The sequence below is a fragment of the Streptomyces sp. NPDC088812 genome, from assembly GCF_044750285.1.
Lineage (GTDB): Bacteria > Actinomycetota > Actinomycetes > Streptomycetales > Streptomycetaceae > Streptomyces.
On the sequence record NZ_JBIVJP010000008.1, the window covers coordinates 288,896 to 304,713 of the forward strand.

The 15,818-nt window shown below is 71.2% G+C and carries 14 protein-coding genes and 2 tRNA genes; 9 read left to right on the forward strand and 7 right to left on the reverse strand.

What is annotated here, in order from left to right; genetic code table 11:
- Positions 1 to 165: 165 nt before the first annotated feature.
- From ACIP67_RS16940 to ACIP67_RS16960, 5 genes are all read right to left on the reverse strand, one after another.
- Entirely contained in the window at positions 166 to 909 is a 744-nt protein-coding gene (locus ACIP67_RS16940) for an ABC transporter permease (RefSeq protein WP_401692535.1), read from the reverse strand.
- A 272-nt stretch (positions 910 to 1,181) separates the two neighbouring features.
- On the reverse strand, positions 1,182 to 2,192 hold the full coding sequence (locus tag ACIP67_RS16945; RefSeq protein WP_401692450.1) for an ABC transporter ATP-binding protein: 1,011 nt from the start codon (positions 2,190 to 2,192) through the stop codon (positions 1,182 to 1,184).
- A 153-nt stretch (positions 2,193 to 2,345) separates the two neighbouring features.
- A tRNA-Gly gene (locus ACIP67_RS16950) sits at positions 2,346 to 2,418 on the reverse strand.
- An 80-nt stretch (positions 2,419 to 2,498) separates the two neighbouring features.
- Positions 2,499 to 2,570 (reverse strand) — tRNA-Gly (locus ACIP67_RS16955).
- A gap of 135 nt (positions 2,571 to 2,705) precedes the next feature.
- Entirely contained in the window at positions 2,706 to 3,023 is a 318-nt protein-coding gene (locus ACIP67_RS16960; RefSeq protein ID WP_385071463.1) for an Lsr2 family protein, read from the reverse strand.
- A gap of 333 nt (positions 3,024 to 3,356) precedes the next feature.
- Here ACIP67_RS16960 and purS point away from each other — a divergent pair, with 333 nt between their 5' ends.
- The 7 genes from purS to purM all read left to right on the forward strand — a co-directional run bounded on the left by purS (position 3,357) and on the right by purM (position 11,527).
- On the forward strand, positions 3,357 to 3,629 hold the full coding sequence (gene purS, locus ACIP67_RS16965) for a phosphoribosylformylglycinamidine synthase subunit PurS (RefSeq protein ID WP_389518868.1): 273 nt from the start codon (positions 3,357 to 3,359) through the stop codon (positions 3,627 to 3,629).
- A complete protein-coding gene (gene purQ / locus ACIP67_RS16970; protein ID WP_401692451.1) occupies positions 3,626 to 4,306 on the forward strand; it encodes a phosphoribosylformylglycinamidine synthase subunit PurQ in 681 nt (226 codons plus the stop codon). The genes purS and purQ overlap by 4 nt, the downstream gene beginning before the upstream one ends.
- Complete coding sequence (purL, locus tag ACIP67_RS16975; protein WP_401692453.1) at positions 4,303 to 6,561, forward strand: phosphoribosylformylglycinamidine synthase subunit PurL; 2,259 nt, start codon at positions 4,303 to 4,305, stop codon at positions 6,559 to 6,561. The genes purQ and purL overlap by 4 nt, the downstream gene beginning before the upstream one ends.
- Before the next feature lie 406 nt (positions 6,562 to 6,967).
- Positions 6,968 to 7,777 carry an META domain-containing protein gene (locus ACIP67_RS16980; protein ID WP_401692454.1) on the forward strand — a complete coding sequence of 270 codons (810 nt, stop codon included), beginning with the start codon at positions 6,968 to 6,970 and terminating at the stop codon, positions 7,775 to 7,777.
- Between the two features lie 86 nt (positions 7,778 to 7,863).
- Complete coding sequence (locus ACIP67_RS16985) at positions 7,864 to 8,661, forward strand: sterol carrier family protein (protein WP_401692455.1); 798 nt, start codon at positions 7,864 to 7,866, stop codon at positions 8,659 to 8,661.
- A 222-nt stretch (positions 8,662 to 8,883) separates the two neighbouring features.
- Positions 8,884 to 10,410, forward strand: a complete 1,527-nt coding sequence (gene purF / locus ACIP67_RS16990; RefSeq protein ID WP_401692456.1) for an amidophosphoribosyltransferase — start codon at positions 8,884 to 8,886, stop codon at positions 10,408 to 10,410.
- A 37-nt stretch (positions 10,411 to 10,447) separates the two neighbouring features.
- Complete coding sequence (gene purM / locus ACIP67_RS16995) at positions 10,448 to 11,527, forward strand: phosphoribosylformylglycinamidine cyclo-ligase (RefSeq protein WP_401692458.1); 1,080 nt, start codon at positions 10,448 to 10,450, stop codon at positions 11,525 to 11,527.
- Between the two features lie 123 nt (positions 11,528 to 11,650).
- On the opposite strand, the gene ACIP67_RS17000 is transcribed toward purM, so the two are convergent.
- Together ACIP67_RS17000 and ACIP67_RS17005 are read right to left on the reverse strand one after the other, a co-directional pair.
- The gene (locus ACIP67_RS17000; protein WP_385071441.1) at positions 11,651 to 11,896 is read right to left on the reverse strand and encodes a DUF3073 domain-containing protein; all 246 of its coding nucleotides are present in this window, start codon (positions 11,894 to 11,896) and stop codon (positions 11,651 to 11,653) included.
- Between the two features lie 326 nt (positions 11,897 to 12,222).
- Entirely contained in the window at positions 12,223 to 13,323 is a 1,101-nt protein-coding gene (locus ACIP67_RS17005; RefSeq protein ID WP_401692460.1) for a Leu/Phe/Val dehydrogenase, read from the reverse strand.
- A gap of 220 nt (positions 13,324 to 13,543) precedes the next feature.
- Here ACIP67_RS17005 and ACIP67_RS17010 point away from each other — a divergent pair, with 220 nt between their 5' ends.
- Positions 13,544 to 14,386: a hypothetical protein gene (locus ACIP67_RS17010; RefSeq protein ID WP_401692461.1), complete on the forward strand. Its 843-nt coding sequence runs from the start codon at positions 13,544 to 13,546 to the stop codon at positions 14,384 to 14,386.
- Positions 14,387 to 14,963: 577 nt separating this feature from the next.
- Entirely contained in the window at positions 14,964 to 15,170 is a 207-nt protein-coding gene (gene bldC, locus ACIP67_RS17015) for a developmental transcriptional regulator BldC (protein WP_003949541.1), read from the forward strand.
- The last annotated feature ends 648 nt before the right edge of the window (positions 15,171 to 15,818 follow it).

Here is a 15,818-nt window from a genome sequence, read left to right on the forward strand (position 1 = left end):
CGAGCCCGAGCCCCGAGCCCGAGCCCCGAGCCCGAGCCCCGAGCCCGAGCCCCGAGTCCGAGCCCCGAGTCTGAGCCCCGGGCCCCCGGCCCCCGGCCCCGAACCCCCGGCCCCGAACCCCCGGTCCGGCCGCCCGGCCGCCCGGCCGCCCGCCCGCCCGGCCGGTCAGCGCCGCGGCTCCCACCGGAACCACCGCCGTACAGCAAACACCGCCGCCACCGTCCAGGCCAGCGCGGTGGCCAGGGCGACCAGCGTCTCGGACGCCGGGAGGTCGCCGGTCCAGCCGCCGCGGACGAGGGTGACCACCGGGCTCAGCGGCAGCAGCCCGCACACGGAGGCGACCCGGTCGGGCAGCAGTTCCAGCGGTACGGTCACCCCGGAGGCGACCATCGACACCAGCACGAACGGCATCGTCGTGACCTGCGCGCTCTCCACGGTCCGGGTCAGACTCGCCGTGACCGCCGCCAGCGCCGCGCACATCACCAGCCCCGACAGCACCCCGAGCACGGCCAGCTGGGGCGCCTCGGGGGCGGGCACGTCGAGGAAGGCCGTACAGCCCGCGGCCAGCACCAGGCACTGCACGAGCCCGGTGGCGAGCACCGGCAGTGCGGAACCGGCGAGCACCTCCGGGTCCCGCAGCTCCCCGGTGCGCAGCCGCTTCAGCACGAGTTCCTCGCGCCGGGCGGTGTAGATCCCGGTCAGTGCCCCGTACACGCCGAACAGCAGCGAGAACCCGATCGCGGCGGGCAGCAGCACCAGCCCGACGGTGAGCCCGGCCTCGCCGACGTCCATCTCGTCGACCACCGACCGCAGGCTGAACGGCAGTGCGAGCGGCACCAGGACGGCGGTCAGGAGGGTGGCCCGGCTCCGCCCGAGCAGCGCCAGCTCGGCCCGCGCGAGGGCGGCCATCCGGCTCAACGGCGTGGTCCCCGCACCCCTGCCCGCGCCCACAGCCCCCCTGCCCGCGCGCACAGCCCCCCTGCCCGCGCGCACAGCCCCCCTGCCCGCGCGCACAGCCCCCCTGCCCGCGCCCACAGCCCCCCTGCCCGCGCCCGAGGAAGCCCCTCCGCCCACGCCCACCGCGCCCCTCCTCATGCCCCTCATGCCCCTTGTGTCCCCCATGCCCCTCGCGTCCCTCGGGTCCCTCCCGGGACTCACCGGCCCCCCGGCCCTGGCGCCGCTCATGCCGCGACCTCCCCGTCCCCGACCCCGGCCCCGGCGTCGCGCGCGATGCCGAGGAACGCCTCCTCCAGCGACGCGGACCGCACGTGCAGCTCCCGCAGTTCGACGCCGGTCCGCTCGGCCCACACCAGCAGCCCGGTGGCCGCCCGCTGCACCTGACGGGTCCGCAGCCGCACGAGGCGCCCGTCCGTCTCGTGGTCGCACACCCCCAGTTCGGCCAGCGGCGGCAGATCGCCGACGAAGTACCCGTCGGGCAGGCGGAAGGAGATCCGGGACGGTTGTGCGGCGGTCACCTCGGCGGGTGTCCCGGCGGCCGCGATGCGTCCGGCGTGCAGGATGGCCAGCCGGTCGGCGAGTCCTTCCGCCTCCTCCAGGTAGTGCGTGGTCAGCAGCACCGTCGTCCCGGCGTCGCGCAGGGTCCTGACCAGGTCCCAGGTGTTTTGGCGCCCCTCGGCGTCCAGACCGGTCGTCGGTTCGTCGAGGAAGAGCACTTCCGGTTCACCGAGCAGCGCCAGCGCCAGGTCGAGCCGCCGCCGTTCGCCCCCGGACAGCTGCTTGACCCGTACCCGGGCTTTGCCGGGCAGTCCGACCAGGGCGAGCGCCTCCGCGACCGGGCGGGCCCCGCTCACGCACCCGGCCCACATCCGCGCGGTCTCCTCCACGGTCAGCTCGGAGGGGAAGCCGCCCTCCTGGAGCATCACCCCGGTACGCGGCCGTACGGCGGCCCGCTCGGCGTGCGGGTCGTGGCCGAGGACCGTGACCCGTCCGCCGTCGGGCCGTTCGAGCCCTTCCAGCAGTTCGACCGTCGACGTCTTCCCGGCACCGTTGGTGCCCAGCAGCGCGAAGATCTCTCCCCGGTCGACGTGGAAGGAGATCCCGCGCACCGCCTCGAACCGGCCCCCGTACACCCGACGGAGGTCGGTGACCTCGATCACATGCTCTGCCGCGCCCCCGGTCTCCCCGCTCTCCCCGGCCGTCACGGCTGTCCTGGCTGCTTCCCCGGTGTCCATGACGTCAGCGTCCCGGCCGTCGCGTGCGGGCGGCAGTGCGCGACGTCATCACTCCGCATGACAAATGTCAGAAGGCACGGGGGAAAAGGGACGGCCGGGGAGCCGGTGGCACACGAAAAGACCCCGGTCCAGAGGACCGGGGTCTCATTCCCGAGCGGACGACGAGGCTCGAACTCGCGACCTCAACCTTGGCAAGGTTGCGCTCTACCAACTGAGCTACGTCCGCATTGCCTCCGATCGGCTCTCACCGGTCGGCGCGAGCACCAGCCTACCTGATCCACCGGAGTGGTCGGGACGGCGATGCAGAGCGGGTGACAGGAATCGCACACTGCGCCTTCCCCCTGGAAGGGGGATGTTCTGCTACTGAACTACACCCGCACGGCCTCCGTGAGCTGGGCTTTTCGGCCCTGCCCGGCGGCGTGCTCCAGACATTAGCCGACCATGTGGGGGGTAGCGCAAGTCGGTTGTCCCCGGGGGCCGCTGACGGACCCCGGGAACCTGCCGGGGAACGGCTCACTGCGCCTCGGCGAACGCCTCGTAGACCTTCTTGGGGATCCGGCCGCGGGCGGGTACGTCCATCTTGTTCGCCTGGGCCCAGGCCCGGACGGCCGCCGGGTCGGGGGCGACCTCCGTCTGCTGGTACGCCCTGCCGGACCTCGACCGCTTGCGGCCGGCCTCCACGTACGGCGCGAGCGCCTTACGCAGTTTCTCGGCATTGGTTTCATTCAGGTCGATCTCGTACGACTTGCCGTCGAGTCCGAAGGCGATCGTTTCCGCCGCTTCCGAGCCGTCGATGTCGTCAAAGAGAGTGACCACGACCTTCTGCGCCACGAATATCGGTCCCTTCGTGTGGCACGGCATACAGCTCATCTGCGATGGCGTGCCGAGTATCGGCTATTGCCAATTCATTTGTACAGTGCCCGCAATGCATTGGGAAGCCCGACTAAATCTCCCCGCGTGTCCGGGCGCAATACCCCTCGTCCACCAATCCCGGATCTTTCCCTGAACTTTTCGCCGGGGCAGCCTCCCGAGACCCGATCGTGATGACCCTCACGTAGATTCCTACAACTCTACTCGCGTAGAAATTTTGGGCGGGTAGTCTGAAGACACCTGTTGGAGACACCATCAGGAACCTGCTCAAGCACCACACCACCGGGAGTGCCAGTGGCACGCGTCGTAGTCGACGTCATGCTCAAGCCGGAGATCCTCGACCCCCAGGGCCAGGCGGTGCAGCGCGCACTGCCGCGGCTGGGTTTCGAAGGCATCTCCGACGTACGTCAGGGAAAGCGATTCGAACTGGAAGTTGAGGGCCCGGTCGACGAGGCCGCGCTCGCCCGCATCCACGATCTTGCGGAATCCTTCCTCGCCAACACCGTCATCGAGGACTTCACCGTCAAGGTCGAGTCCGAGGACGCTGTCGCGGAGGCCGTGAAGTGACCGCTCGTATTGGCGTCGTCACTTTCCCGGGCAGCCTCGACGACCGGGACACCCAGCGCGCGATCCGCCTCGCGGGCGCCGAGCCGGTCGCCCTCTGGCACAAGGACAAGGACCTCCACCAGGTCGACGCCGTGGTGCTGTGCGGTGGCTTCTCCTACGGCGACTACCTGCGCGCCGGTGCCATCGCCCGCTTCTCGCCGGTGATGGAGACCCTCATCGAGCAGGCGAAGGCCGGTCTGCCGGTCCTCGGCATCTGCAACGGATTCCAGATCCTCACCGAGGCCCACCTGCTCCCCGGCGGCATGCTCGGCAACGACCACCTCCACTTCATCTGCCGCGACCAGAAGCTGCGGGTGGAGAACGCGGACACCGTCTGGACGACCGACTACACGGCCGGCCAGGAGATCCACATCCCGCTGAAGAACATGGACGGCCGTTACGTGGCCGACCAGTACACGCTGGACGAGCTGGAGGCCGAGGGCCGGGTCGCCTTCCGCTACGTGGACTTCAATCCCAACGGCTCGCTCAACGACATCGCCGGCATCACCAACGAGGCCGGCAACGTCGTCGGCCTGATGCCGCACCCGGAGCACGCCGTGGAGCCGCTCATCGGCACCGGCCGCACCGACGGCCTCCCCTTCTTCACCTCGATCCTCAAGAAGCTGGTCAACGTATGAGCCGGACGCCTCTGGACACGGTCGAGCACGCGGCCGCGACCCCCGACGTCGCGCTGCCCTGGGCCGAACTCGGCCTGAAGAAGGACGAGTACGAGCGGGTGGTGGAGATCCTCGGCCGCCGCCCGACCGGCGCCGAGCTCGCCATGTACTCCGTCATGTGGTCCGAGCACTGCTCGTACAAGTCGTCGAAGGTGCACCTGCGCCAGTTCGGCGAGAAGGCCCCGCAGTCCGACGCGCTCCTCGTCGGCATCGGCGAGAACGCCGGCGTCGTCGACGTCGGCCAGGGCTACGCGGTCACCTTCAAGGTCGAGTCGCACAACCACCCCTCCTACGTCGAGCCCTACCAGGGCGCGGCCACGGGCGTGGGCGGCATCGTCCGCGACATCATCGCGATGGGCGCCCGCCCGGTCGCCGTCGTCGACCCGCTCCGCTTCGGCGCGGCCGACCACCCCGACACCAAGCGCGTCCTGCCGGGCGTGGTCGCCGGCATCGGCGGCTACGGCAACTGCCTCGGCCTGCCCAACATCGGCGGCGAGGTCGTCTTCGACGCCTGCTACCAGGGCAACCCGCTGGTCAACGCCGGTGCCATCGGCGTCATGCGGCACGAGGACATCCACCTCGCGAAGGCCTCCGGCGCCGGCAACAAGGTCATCCTGTACGGGGCCCGGACCGGCGGCGACGGCATCGGCGGCGCGTCCATCCTCGCCTCCGAGACCTTCGACGACGCCAAGCCGTCCAAGCGCCCGGCCGTCCAGGTCGGCGACCCCTTCCAGGAGAAGCTCCTCATCGAGTGCACCCTGGAGGCATTCAAGGAGAAGCTGGTCGTCGGCATCCAGGACCTGGGCGCGGCCGGCCTGTCCTGCGCCACCTCCGAGCTCGCCTCCAACGGCTCCGGCGGCATGCGCGTCACCCTGGACGACGTACCGCTGCGCGACTCCACGCTCTCGCCCGAGGAGATCCTCATGAGCGAGTCGCAGGAACGCATGTGCGCGGTGGTCGAGCCGGAGAAGGTCGACCGCTTCCTGGAGATCTGCGACAAGTGGGACGTCATCGCCACCGTCATCGGTGAGGTGACCGACGGCGACCGCCTGGAGATCTTCTGGCACGGCGGCAAGATCGTCGACGTCGACCCGCGCACGGTCGCCCACGACGGCCCGGTCTACGAGCGCCCGTACGCCCGCCCCGAGTGGCAGGACGCCCTCCAGGCGGACGACGCGAACAAGCTGCCCAGGCCCGCCTCCTCGGAGGAGCTGAAGGACCAGGTCCTGAAGCTGGTCGGCTCGCCCAACCAGGCCTCGAAGAAGTGGATCACCTCGCAGTACGACCACTTCGTGCAGGGCAACACCGTCCTCGCCCAGCCCGAGGACTCCGGCATGATCCGCATCGACGAGGAGACCGGCCTCGGCGTCGCCATCGCCACCGACGGCAACGGCCGGTACGCCAAGCTGGACCCGTACCACGGCGCCCAGCTGGCCCTCGCCGAGGCGTACCGCAACGTCGCCACCACCGGCGCCAAGCCGCTCGCCGTCTCCGACTGCCTGAACTTCGGCTCGCCCGAGGACCCGGCCGTCATGTGGCAGTTCGCGGAGGCCATCCGCGGTCTGGCCGACGCCTGCCAGCAGCTCGGCACCCCGGTGACCGGCGGCAACGTCTCGCTCTACAACCAGACGGGTGAGGCCGCCATCCACCCGACGCCGGTCGTCGCGGTCCTCGGCGTCATCGACGACGTGGCCCGGCGCACGCCGGTCGCCTTCCAGGAGGAGGGCCAGCTGCTCTACCTCCTCGGCGACACGCGTGAGGAGTTCGGCGGCTCGGCCTGGTCGCAGGTGGTCCACGACCACCTCGGCGGTCTGCCCCCGAAGGTCGACCTGGAGCGCGAGCGGCTGCTGGCCGAGATCCTGATCTCCGCCTCCCGCGACGGCATGATCGACTCCGCGCACGACCTGTCCGACGGCGGTCTGATCCAGGCGGTCGTCGAGTCGGCCCTGCTCGGCGGCAAGGGCGCCCGCCTGATCGTCCCCGACGGTCTGGACGCCTTCACCCTCCTCTTCTCCGAGTCGGCCGGCCGCGCGATCGTCGCCGTGCCGCGCTCCGAGGAGGTCCGCTTCAACGACATGTGCGGCGCCCGCGGCCTCCCGGCCACCCGCGTCGGTGTCGTCGACGGCGACACGGTCGAGCTCCAGGGCGAGTTCTCGCTCTCCCTGGTGCAGCTGCGCGAGGTCCACGAGGCCACCATCCCGGCGCTGCTCGCGTAGCCCCGCCGGCCGCCCCGTACGACACCCAGGGCCGCCGTCCAGGTACCGTCCCCGGACCTGGCCGGCGGCCCTCGGCCTGCGTACCACCGTGCCGGCTCGACACGGGCCACCGCCTTTCGGACGCGGCTCGTGGGGTCGGCCCCGCCCCCGTACGACACCCAGGGCCGCCGTCCAGGTACCGTCCCCGGACCTGGTCGGCGGCCCTCGGCCTGCGTACCACCGTGCCGGCTCGACACGGGCCACCGCCTTTCGGACGCGGCTCGACACGGCCCGCCGCCCCCCGTTCGCGGCTCGACGCGGCCCACCGCCCCCGGACGCGGCTCGATACGGCCCGCCGCCCCCCCCACACACACGGCCTCCCCCCGGCGAGGGGAACCGATCACCCCACCCGCCCCGTCGAACCGGCATGTCCAGGAAGCAGCAGCGACTGATCCTGACCGCCGCGGCAGCTCTCGTCCCGCTCCTGGCGGCCTGCGGAAGCGAGACGGCCGGCGGCAGCGGCTCCGTCGGCGTGGCGGAGCGGGTGACCGGCGTCCACTGGAAGGTCGCCGACGTCACCGTCGGGGGCACGACCCACGAGGCGCCCGCGGGCGCCACCGTCCGGATCGACGACGACGGCCGGGCGCAGGGCAGCTACGGATGCAACCGTTTCAGCGCGCGCGCCGACTTCGACGGCGACCGGCTCCGGCTCAGCGACACCGCGGCGACCGAGATGGCCTGCGAGGGCCGGTCCACGGCCGTCGAGACGACCCTCGCCCGCACGCTCGCCGACGGCACCCTGACCGCGACCGTCGAGGACGGCCGGCTGACCCTCACCACCGACGACGGCGACACCGTCCGGCTCACCGAGGAGCCGGCCGCCCCGCTGTACGGCACACGCTGGAACGTCACCGCACTCGGTGCCGCGGACGGCGCGGCCGAGTCCCTCCCCGGCGGCGCCGAACCCCACCTCACCTTCGACCAGAACGGCAAGGTCGGCGGCAGCCTCGGCTGCAACACCGTGCACGCCTCGGCGACCGTCGGCGACGGCAGGATCGTCCTGGGCGCCCCGTCCACCACCCGGAAGCTGTGTCCCGCCCCGCTCATGGACACCGAACGGCGCCTGCTGAACCTCTTCGACAGCACCGTCGCCTACCGCCTGGACCACCGCACCCTCACCCTGACCGGCGCGGACGGCGACACCGTGACGGCGCTCGCGGCCGATCCCGGACCCTGAACCCGCGGCCGGTCCGCACCCCTCCCCCGACCGCCCGTTCGGAAAAGCCCTCAACGGTCCTGCCACCGGCGCATAAGCTCACCGCCATGCCCCCGGCCAAGAAGCGCACCAGGACCTACGACCCGGCCAGAACCCGTACCGCCGTACTGGCCCAGCTCGGCGCCGTACGGCAGGCGGCCGGCACCCTCACGCCCGAACAGCTCGCGCTGCCGACCCGGCTCGGCGACTGGACCGTACGGGAGCTGGTCGCGCACATCGGGATGGCGGTCACGGCCGTGCACCGGGCCCTCGACAAGCCCGAACCGGCACGGCAGGACGCCGTGCTCCTCGACTGGCCCTTCGCCACCGCCGCCAACGCCCCGGCCATCGACGACTTCACCCGGGGCGTCGCCGAGAGCCACCCCGACCTCGCCACCTACCTGACCGACGTCGACCGGCGCCTGCGCGAGCTGCTCGACGCCCACCCGGCGGGCCGGCTGCTCCAGACCAACGCCGGCGCCCTCCCGCTGGCCGACTACCTGGTGACCCGCACCGTCGAACTCGTCGTCCACACCGACGACCTCAACGCCGCTGTGCCCGGCCTGGACGTCCCGTTCGACCGCCAGGCCCTCGCCGCGGCCACCCGGCTCCTCGCCGACGCCCTCGCCGTCAAGGCGCCCGGCGGCGCGACGGAGGTGCGCGTCCCGCCGTACGCCGTCGTGCAGTGCGTCGAGGGCCCCCGGCACACCCGGGGCACGCCGCCCAACGTCGTCGAGACCGACCCGCTGACCTGGCTGCGGCTGGCGACCGGGCGGCTGACCTGGAAGGACGCCGTCGAGGAGGCGCGGGTGAGCGCGAGCGGGGAGCGGTCGGACCTCACGGGGCTGCTGCCGTTGATGTCCTGACGCGCGAGCGGCCGATTGATGTGCGACACCTCACTCGCATCTCGGGAACAAGCCCCCGCCCGGCCGCCCCGGGAGCGCTCCCGGAACCTGGACCGATCGCCCCCACACCGATCTGACCTGCGCAAACGAATCGATCTCGGAGTGGGGCTCCAGGCCTTGATCGAGTTACTGGCAAGTATCCCCAATTCGGACCAGTGGTCGATCTCGCCTACACTCGAAGACGTGCCACGTGGTGACGGTCGACTCAATCACGATCTGCTCCCCGGTGAGAAAGGCCCCCAGGACGCGTGTGGCGTCTTCGGTGTCTGGGCTCCGGGCGAAGAGGTCGCAAAGCTCACGTACTTCGGGCTCTACGCCCTCCAGCATCGGGGCCAGGAATCCGCGGGAATCGCGGTCAGCAACGGCTCCCAGATCCTCGTCTTCAAGGACATGGGCCTCGTGTCCCAGGTCTTCGACGAAACCTCGCTCGGTTCGCTCCAGGGTCACATCGCGGTCGGACACGCCCGCTACTCGACCACCGGCGCCTCCGTGTGGGAGAACGCCCAGCCGACGTTCCGCGCCACCGCGCACGGCTCGATCGCGCTCGGCCACAACGGCAACCTCGTCAACACCGCCCAGCTCGCCGAGATGGTGGCCGACCTGCCCAAGCAGGAGGGCCGCACCCCGCGCGTCGCGGCGACCAACGACACCGACCTGCTCACCGCGCTCCTCGCGGCCCAGGTCGACGAGAACGGCAAGCCGCTGACCATCGAGGAGGCGGCCCACCAGATCCTCCCGCAGGTCAAGGGCGCCTTCTCGCTCGTCTTCATGGACGAGCACACCCTCTACGCCGGCCGCGACCCGCAGGGCATCCGCCCGCTGGTCCTCGGCCGCCTGGAGCGCGGCTGGGTCGTCGCCTCCGAGTCCGCCGCCCTCGACATCTGCGGCGCCAGCTACGTCCGCGAGATCGAGCCGGGCGAGTTCGTCGCCATCGACGAGAACGGCCTGCGCACCTCCCGGTTCGCGGAAGCGAAGCCCAAGGGCTGCGTCTTCGAGTACGTGTACCTGGCCCGCCCCGACACCGACATCGCCGGCCGGAACGTGTACCTCTCCCGTGTGGAGATGGGCCGCCGCCTGGCGAAGGAGGCCCCGGCCGAGGCCGACCTGGTCATAGCCACCCCGGAGTCCGGCACCCCGGCCGCCATCGGCTACGCCGAGGCCTCCGGCATCCCCTTCGGCGCGGGCCTGGTCAAGAACGCGTACGTCGGCCGGACCTTCATCCAGCCCTCGCAGACCATCCGCCAGCTCGGCATCCGCCTGAAGCTGAACCCGCTGAAGGAAGTCATCAAGGGCAAGCGCCTGGTCGTGGTCGACGACTCGATCGTCCGCGGCAACACCCAGCGCGCCCTGGTCCGCATGCTCCGCGAGGCCGGCGCCGCCGAGGTCCACATCCGGATCTCCTCGCCGCCCGTGAAGTGGCCCTGCTTCTTCGGTATCGACTTCGCCACCCGCGCCGAGCTCATCGCCAACGGCATGTCGATCGACGAGATCGGCACCTCCCTGGGCGCCGACTCCCTGGCGTACATCTCCATCGACGGCATGATCGAGGCGACCACCATCGCCAAGCCGAACCTGTGCCGCGCCTGCTTCGACGGCGAGTACCCGATGGAGCTCCCCGACCCCGAGCTGCTGGGCAAGCAGCTCCTGGAGACGGAGCTGGCCGCAGGCCCGGCCGCCACGGCCGCGTCCGACGCGATCCGCCGCCCGTAGGCCTCGTACGTATCACCAACCCGAAAGATCCCAGGCAATGTCTGAGACCCGTACCGGTGTCCCCGGTGCTTCCTACGCGGCTGCCGGCGTCGACATCGAGGCGGGCGACCGCGCGGTCGAACTGATGAAGGAGTGGGTGAAGAAGACGCAGCGCCCCGAGGTCCTCGGCGGCCTCGGCGGCTTCGCCGGCCTCTTCGACGCCTCCGCCCTCAAGCACTACGAGCGCCCGCTGCTCGCCTCCGCCACGGACGGCGTCGGCACCAAGGTCGACGTGGCCCGCCAGCTCGGCGTCTACGACACCATCGGCCACGACCTGGTCGCCATGGTCATGGACGACATCGTGGTGTGCGGCGCCGAGCCGCTGTTCATGACCGACTACATCTGCGTCGGCAAGGTCCACCCCGAGCGCGTCGCCGCCATCGTCAAGGGCATCGCAGCGGGCTGTGTGCTGGCCGGCTGCGCCCTGGTCGGCGGCGAGACGGCCGAGCACCCGGGCCTGCTGGGCGAGGACGACTTCGACGTCGCCGGCGCCGGTACGGGCGTCGTGGAGGCCGACCGCCTGCTGGGCGCCGATCGCATCCGCACGGGTGACACGGTGATCGCCATGGCGTCCTCCGGCCTTCACTCCAACGGGTACTCCCTCGTCCGCCACGTCCTGCTGAACCAGGCCGGCCTCTCCCTCGACGCACACATCGAGGACCTGGGCCGCACCCTCGGCGAGGAACTGCTGGAGCCGACGAAGATCTACTCGCTGGACTGCCTGGCCCTCACCCGCACCACCGAGGTCCACGCCTTCAGCCATGTCACCGGCGGCGGGCTCGCGGCCAACCTCGCCCGGGTCGTCCCGGACGGACTGCACGCGACCGTCGACCGCTCCACCTGGACGCCCGCCCCCGTCTTCGACCTCGTCGGCCGGACCGGGAACGTCGAGCGGCTGGAGCTGGAGAAGACCCTGAACATGGGCGTCGGCATGCTGGCGATCGTCCCGGCGGAGTCGACGGACGTGGCCCTGGCGACCCTGGCCGACCGCGGGGTCGACGCCTGGGTCGCGGGTGAGATCACCGAGCGCGGCGACCACACCGGCGGCGCCACCCTGGTCGGGGACTACGCCGGCTGACCCTCACGGAACCCGCGGGCCCGGGGGAGCCCGCGGGCCCGCGGGAGCCCGCGGAACCGTGCGGACAGCACAAGACCCGGTCGATGACCGAAGTCACCGACCGGGTGGGTGCTCAGTACAAGGTCAAGCGCCGCGACGGTGTTGTTGCGAGGAGTCCTCGTCCTCGTCGTCGTCCTCGTACAGGTCGGCGTACCGGCTGTAGAGGTCGTCGTCCTGCTCATCGTCCTCGAACGGCTCGCCATTCGGCGGAATGTTCGGAGACGATGCGCCCAGCTCTTCGGCCAGGCGTGAGAGATCCGTCCCGCCGCTGTTGTACTTCAGCTGGCGGGCGACCTTCGCTTGCTTGGCCTTGGCCCGGCCGCGCCCCATGGCTCGACCCCCTCAACGACGGGGCTCGACGGCCCCAGAGTCTTGACACGCGTTCATGATCCGGAACGGACTCTCCGCAGAGAGGCCGGTCCGTAGGGCTTCCACGGTACCTGAGCCCGCACCCATACGGTACGTCGCCCGTGGCACGCGCGTGTGCACAGAACCTTCGAGGCGCCCCGTCCTCGCTGGTCAGTGGCGATTTTAACCACTTATCGGCGGGCGACCCGCCGGGAAGAGTGAGAGTTCTCTCTAACTTTCCTCCCGGCGGTACCGGCGAAACCGGAGAACGGGTACCCCCGGGCCGCAGCGGAACCCCGCTCTCCGGCTCACCCTTTGCGCGCCCGTGCCGCTTCGTGCATCCGGTGCTCGGCGATCCGGTCGGCCGCGGCGGCCGGTGGAATCCCGTCTGCCTTCGCACGTGCGAATATGGCGAGCGTGGTGTCGTAGATCCCGGCGGCCTTCGCCTTGCACCGTCCGAAATCGAAGCCGTGCAGCTCGTCGGCGACCTGGATGACTCCGCCGGCGTTCACCACGTAGTCGGGCGCGTAGAGGATCCCGCGGTCGGCGAGGTCCTTCTCGACGCCCGGGTGGGCGAGCTGGTTGTTGGCCGCACCGCAGACGACCGCGGCGGTCAGGACCGGCACCGAGTCGTCGTCGAGGGCTCCGCCCAGCGCGCAGGGGGCGTAGATGTCGAGCCCCTCGATCCGGATCAGGCGCTCGGTGTCGGCGACCACGCCCACCGAAGGGTGCTCGTCGGCGATCCGCCACACGGCTTCCTGGCGCACGTCCGTGATCACCACCTGGGCGCCTTCCGCCAGCAGGTGTTCGACCAGGTGGCGGCCGACCTTGCCCACGCCCGCGACGCCGACCGTGCGGTCACGCAGCGACGGGTCGCCCCACAGGTGCTGGGCGGAGGCCCGCATGCCCTGGTAGACGCCGAAGGCGGTCAGGACGGAGGAGTCGCCCGCCCCGCCGTGCTGCGGCGACCGGCCGGTCGTCCAGCGGCACGTGCGGGCCACGACGTCCATGTCGGCCACGTACGTGCCGACGTCGCAGGCGGTCACGTACCGGCCGCCGAGCGAGGCGACGAAACGGCCGTAGGCGAGCAGCAGCTCCTCGGTCTTGATCACCTCGGGATCGCCGATGATCACGGCCTTGCCGCCGCCGTGGTCCAGCCCGGCCATGGCGTTCTTGTACGACATCCCGCGCGCGAGGTTCAGGGCGTCGGCGACGGCCTCCCCCTCGGTCGCGTACGGGTAGAAGCGCGTACCGCCGAGCGCGGGGCCCAGGGCGGTGGAGTGGAGGGCGATGACGGCCTTGAGGCCGCTGGCCCGGTCCTGGCAGAGCACGACCTGCTCATGACCTCCCTGATCCGAGTGGAACAGGGTGTGCAGGACGTCGGAAGAGGCGCCGGATACGTCGGTCACGGTGGTGACTCCTGGGTAACTAGCGGCGATCGGGACAAGGGCTCCCGTAGGGGTGGCGGGGCCTGTGGCACGAGCGTAGAGCCTGGGCGGGCCGCCGCACGCGTGGTGTTCCGGATCACCTTCTTGCGGAGTAAGGCCGTGGGACGATTTGCATGTTTTCCGGTCCTCGGTCGAGCGGTCCGGAAGGTTTCCCGCACGGCCGGAGGGGGAGGGAGGAGGCGTGCCCCAGGTGTCCTCGGTGATCGTCCCGTACGCCGTCTATCTGCGCGTCTACGAGCCGCTGGCCGCCTTCCCGGAACCGGAGCGCGGCCACTGGGCGCGCTACGCCCGCCGCCCCGACCGCCCCACGTACCAGGACGAGCTGCGCCGCTCGCTGTCCGACCTGCTGCCCACCCCGCCGGTCGCGGTCCCGGTGCACGAGAGCGGGGACGCCTTCGTGCTCGACGTGGACGGCGTGGTCTGCGTGTGCCCCTGGCGCACCCGGCTGCGCGGCTGGCAGGCACTGGAGGAACTGGGCGACGAACTGCCCGGACCGGTCCTGGACGCGGTGCTGCCCCCCGTCGTCCGCCTCCAGGCCGCCCAGGACTACGAGCGCTGGCTGGCCCGCAACCCCGACGCCCGCCCCTGGATCCGCACGGCGGCCTGGCAGATCCCGCTGCACTGGTTCGTGCTCGTCTCCGACGAGGAGCGCGAGTGGGACAAGGGGACGGCGGAGCTGCCGCCGGTGCTGCGCTACCGCACCCCCATGGTGCAGGCCCGCCGCCGGGTGGCCCGGGGGTTGCGCGCCCTGCGGGACGCCATGGACGAGGGGCCGCTCATCGACGGGCTGGTGGACGTGGGGCGCTGGCTGGAGGAGTTCCATCCGCGCTCGCTGGTCGAGCTGGACTACGGCGGCCTGGTGCACGCCCTGCCGGCCGGCGACCTGGAGAACGACCACTCGGCCGCCGACGTCGCCGCGGGGATCGACGCCCTGCGGCGGGGGGACGGCGCGGCGGCGGGCGAGGCGTACGCCCGGCTCGTGGAGCGGTGGCGGTCGGTGCGGGACCGGCGCTCGGCGAACTGACGGTGTGACAGATACGACAAGCGGTTTCTGAGTGACGTACGTCACGGCCGTCAGGGCTTCGAACAGCGTACGGTCGACCGCACCTCACGGAACTGACGGGACGTCGGGCCCGATCCGGGCGTCGGCCCCGATCCGGGCGTATAGCCGCAAGAACCGCCAAGGGTGATGGACCGCACGTACGCGGCCCTTGCGCCGCTTGCCCCTCCTCGTGCCAAAATAGGACAAGGAGTCCGGGGAGGACTCCTCCGTCCGCTTGTGTTCCGGCGTGGGCGGGATCTCAGCATTGCACGCTTTGGGGGGTCTGGTGACTCCTGATCGCCGTGTGACTGATCGTCACACTGGCGTGACTGTCCGCTATGGCACGGTCCATCGGCTTCCGTCGCCGATGAACACCTGGGGGGCAATTCCATCGGTTTGGCCGACGCGGCTGGACAGATGGTGTAGTTGTAGTGCCGAGGACAAGCCGTTCGTCCTATAACCGACTCGACTCGCGTCCGCCATTTCGGGCAACGCGGGTCAAGGTGCAGAATTTAGAGGAAAGAACCGAGAAGGTTCGGTTCTCCCGAGGAGGCCGCTCATGACCGCTCGCACCCCTGATGCTGAGCCGCTGCTGACCCCGGCTGAGGTCGCCACCATGTTCCGCGTGGACCCGAAGACGGTCACGCGCTGGGCGAAGGCCGGCAAGCTCACGTCGATCCGCACGCTCGGCGGGCACCGCCGCTACCGCGAGGCCGAGGTCCGCGCCCTGCTGGCGGGCATCCCGCAGCAGCGCAGCGAGGCCTGAACAACTGAATAACCGGGCAGAACGCCAGGTCCCCCAACCTGTCGGAATGCCCGAACCACCTGCTCCACACGACGTGGGCCTGCCCCAACAGGCCCCTCGCCCACACGGTACGTCGTCGGTCGCGCTGGACTCCGCCGGGTCCAGCGCGATCTTTTTTGTGCGTCGGCGCCTGTCTAGCAGGTGGCTCTGTGAGTGGCCTTGTCCGAGTCTGGGGAGTCTCTGGGAGGTTGCGCGAGGGTTGTGGGCAGCATCCTCCACAGTGGTGCAATTGCACATATTAAATTGACCGGTTGTAGGAGACTGGTAAGAACCCGGTTTTCGGAAACTCATGCGGTGACACCCGTCACATGCCACTGGCCTTGTCGACGTCGCCGCGTCTGCGCTAGAGGAACCGCTTGCTCCGCCTCACGCCCCAGCAGCCCACGCCTGTACGGGCGTTGGGCGCCGGCGGTCCCGAACGCGGTCCGGGAGCGCGTCCCGAACGCGGTCTCCGCGCGGTCCCGCTCCCGATGTGCCGCGGGTTCGCGACCGCCGCTGTGACCGCCGTCCCGGCCGCCGTCCCGGCCGCCGTCCCGGCCGCCGTCCCGGCCGCCGTCCCGGCCGCCGTCCCGGCCGCCGTCCCGGCCGCCGTCCCGGCCGCCGTCCCGG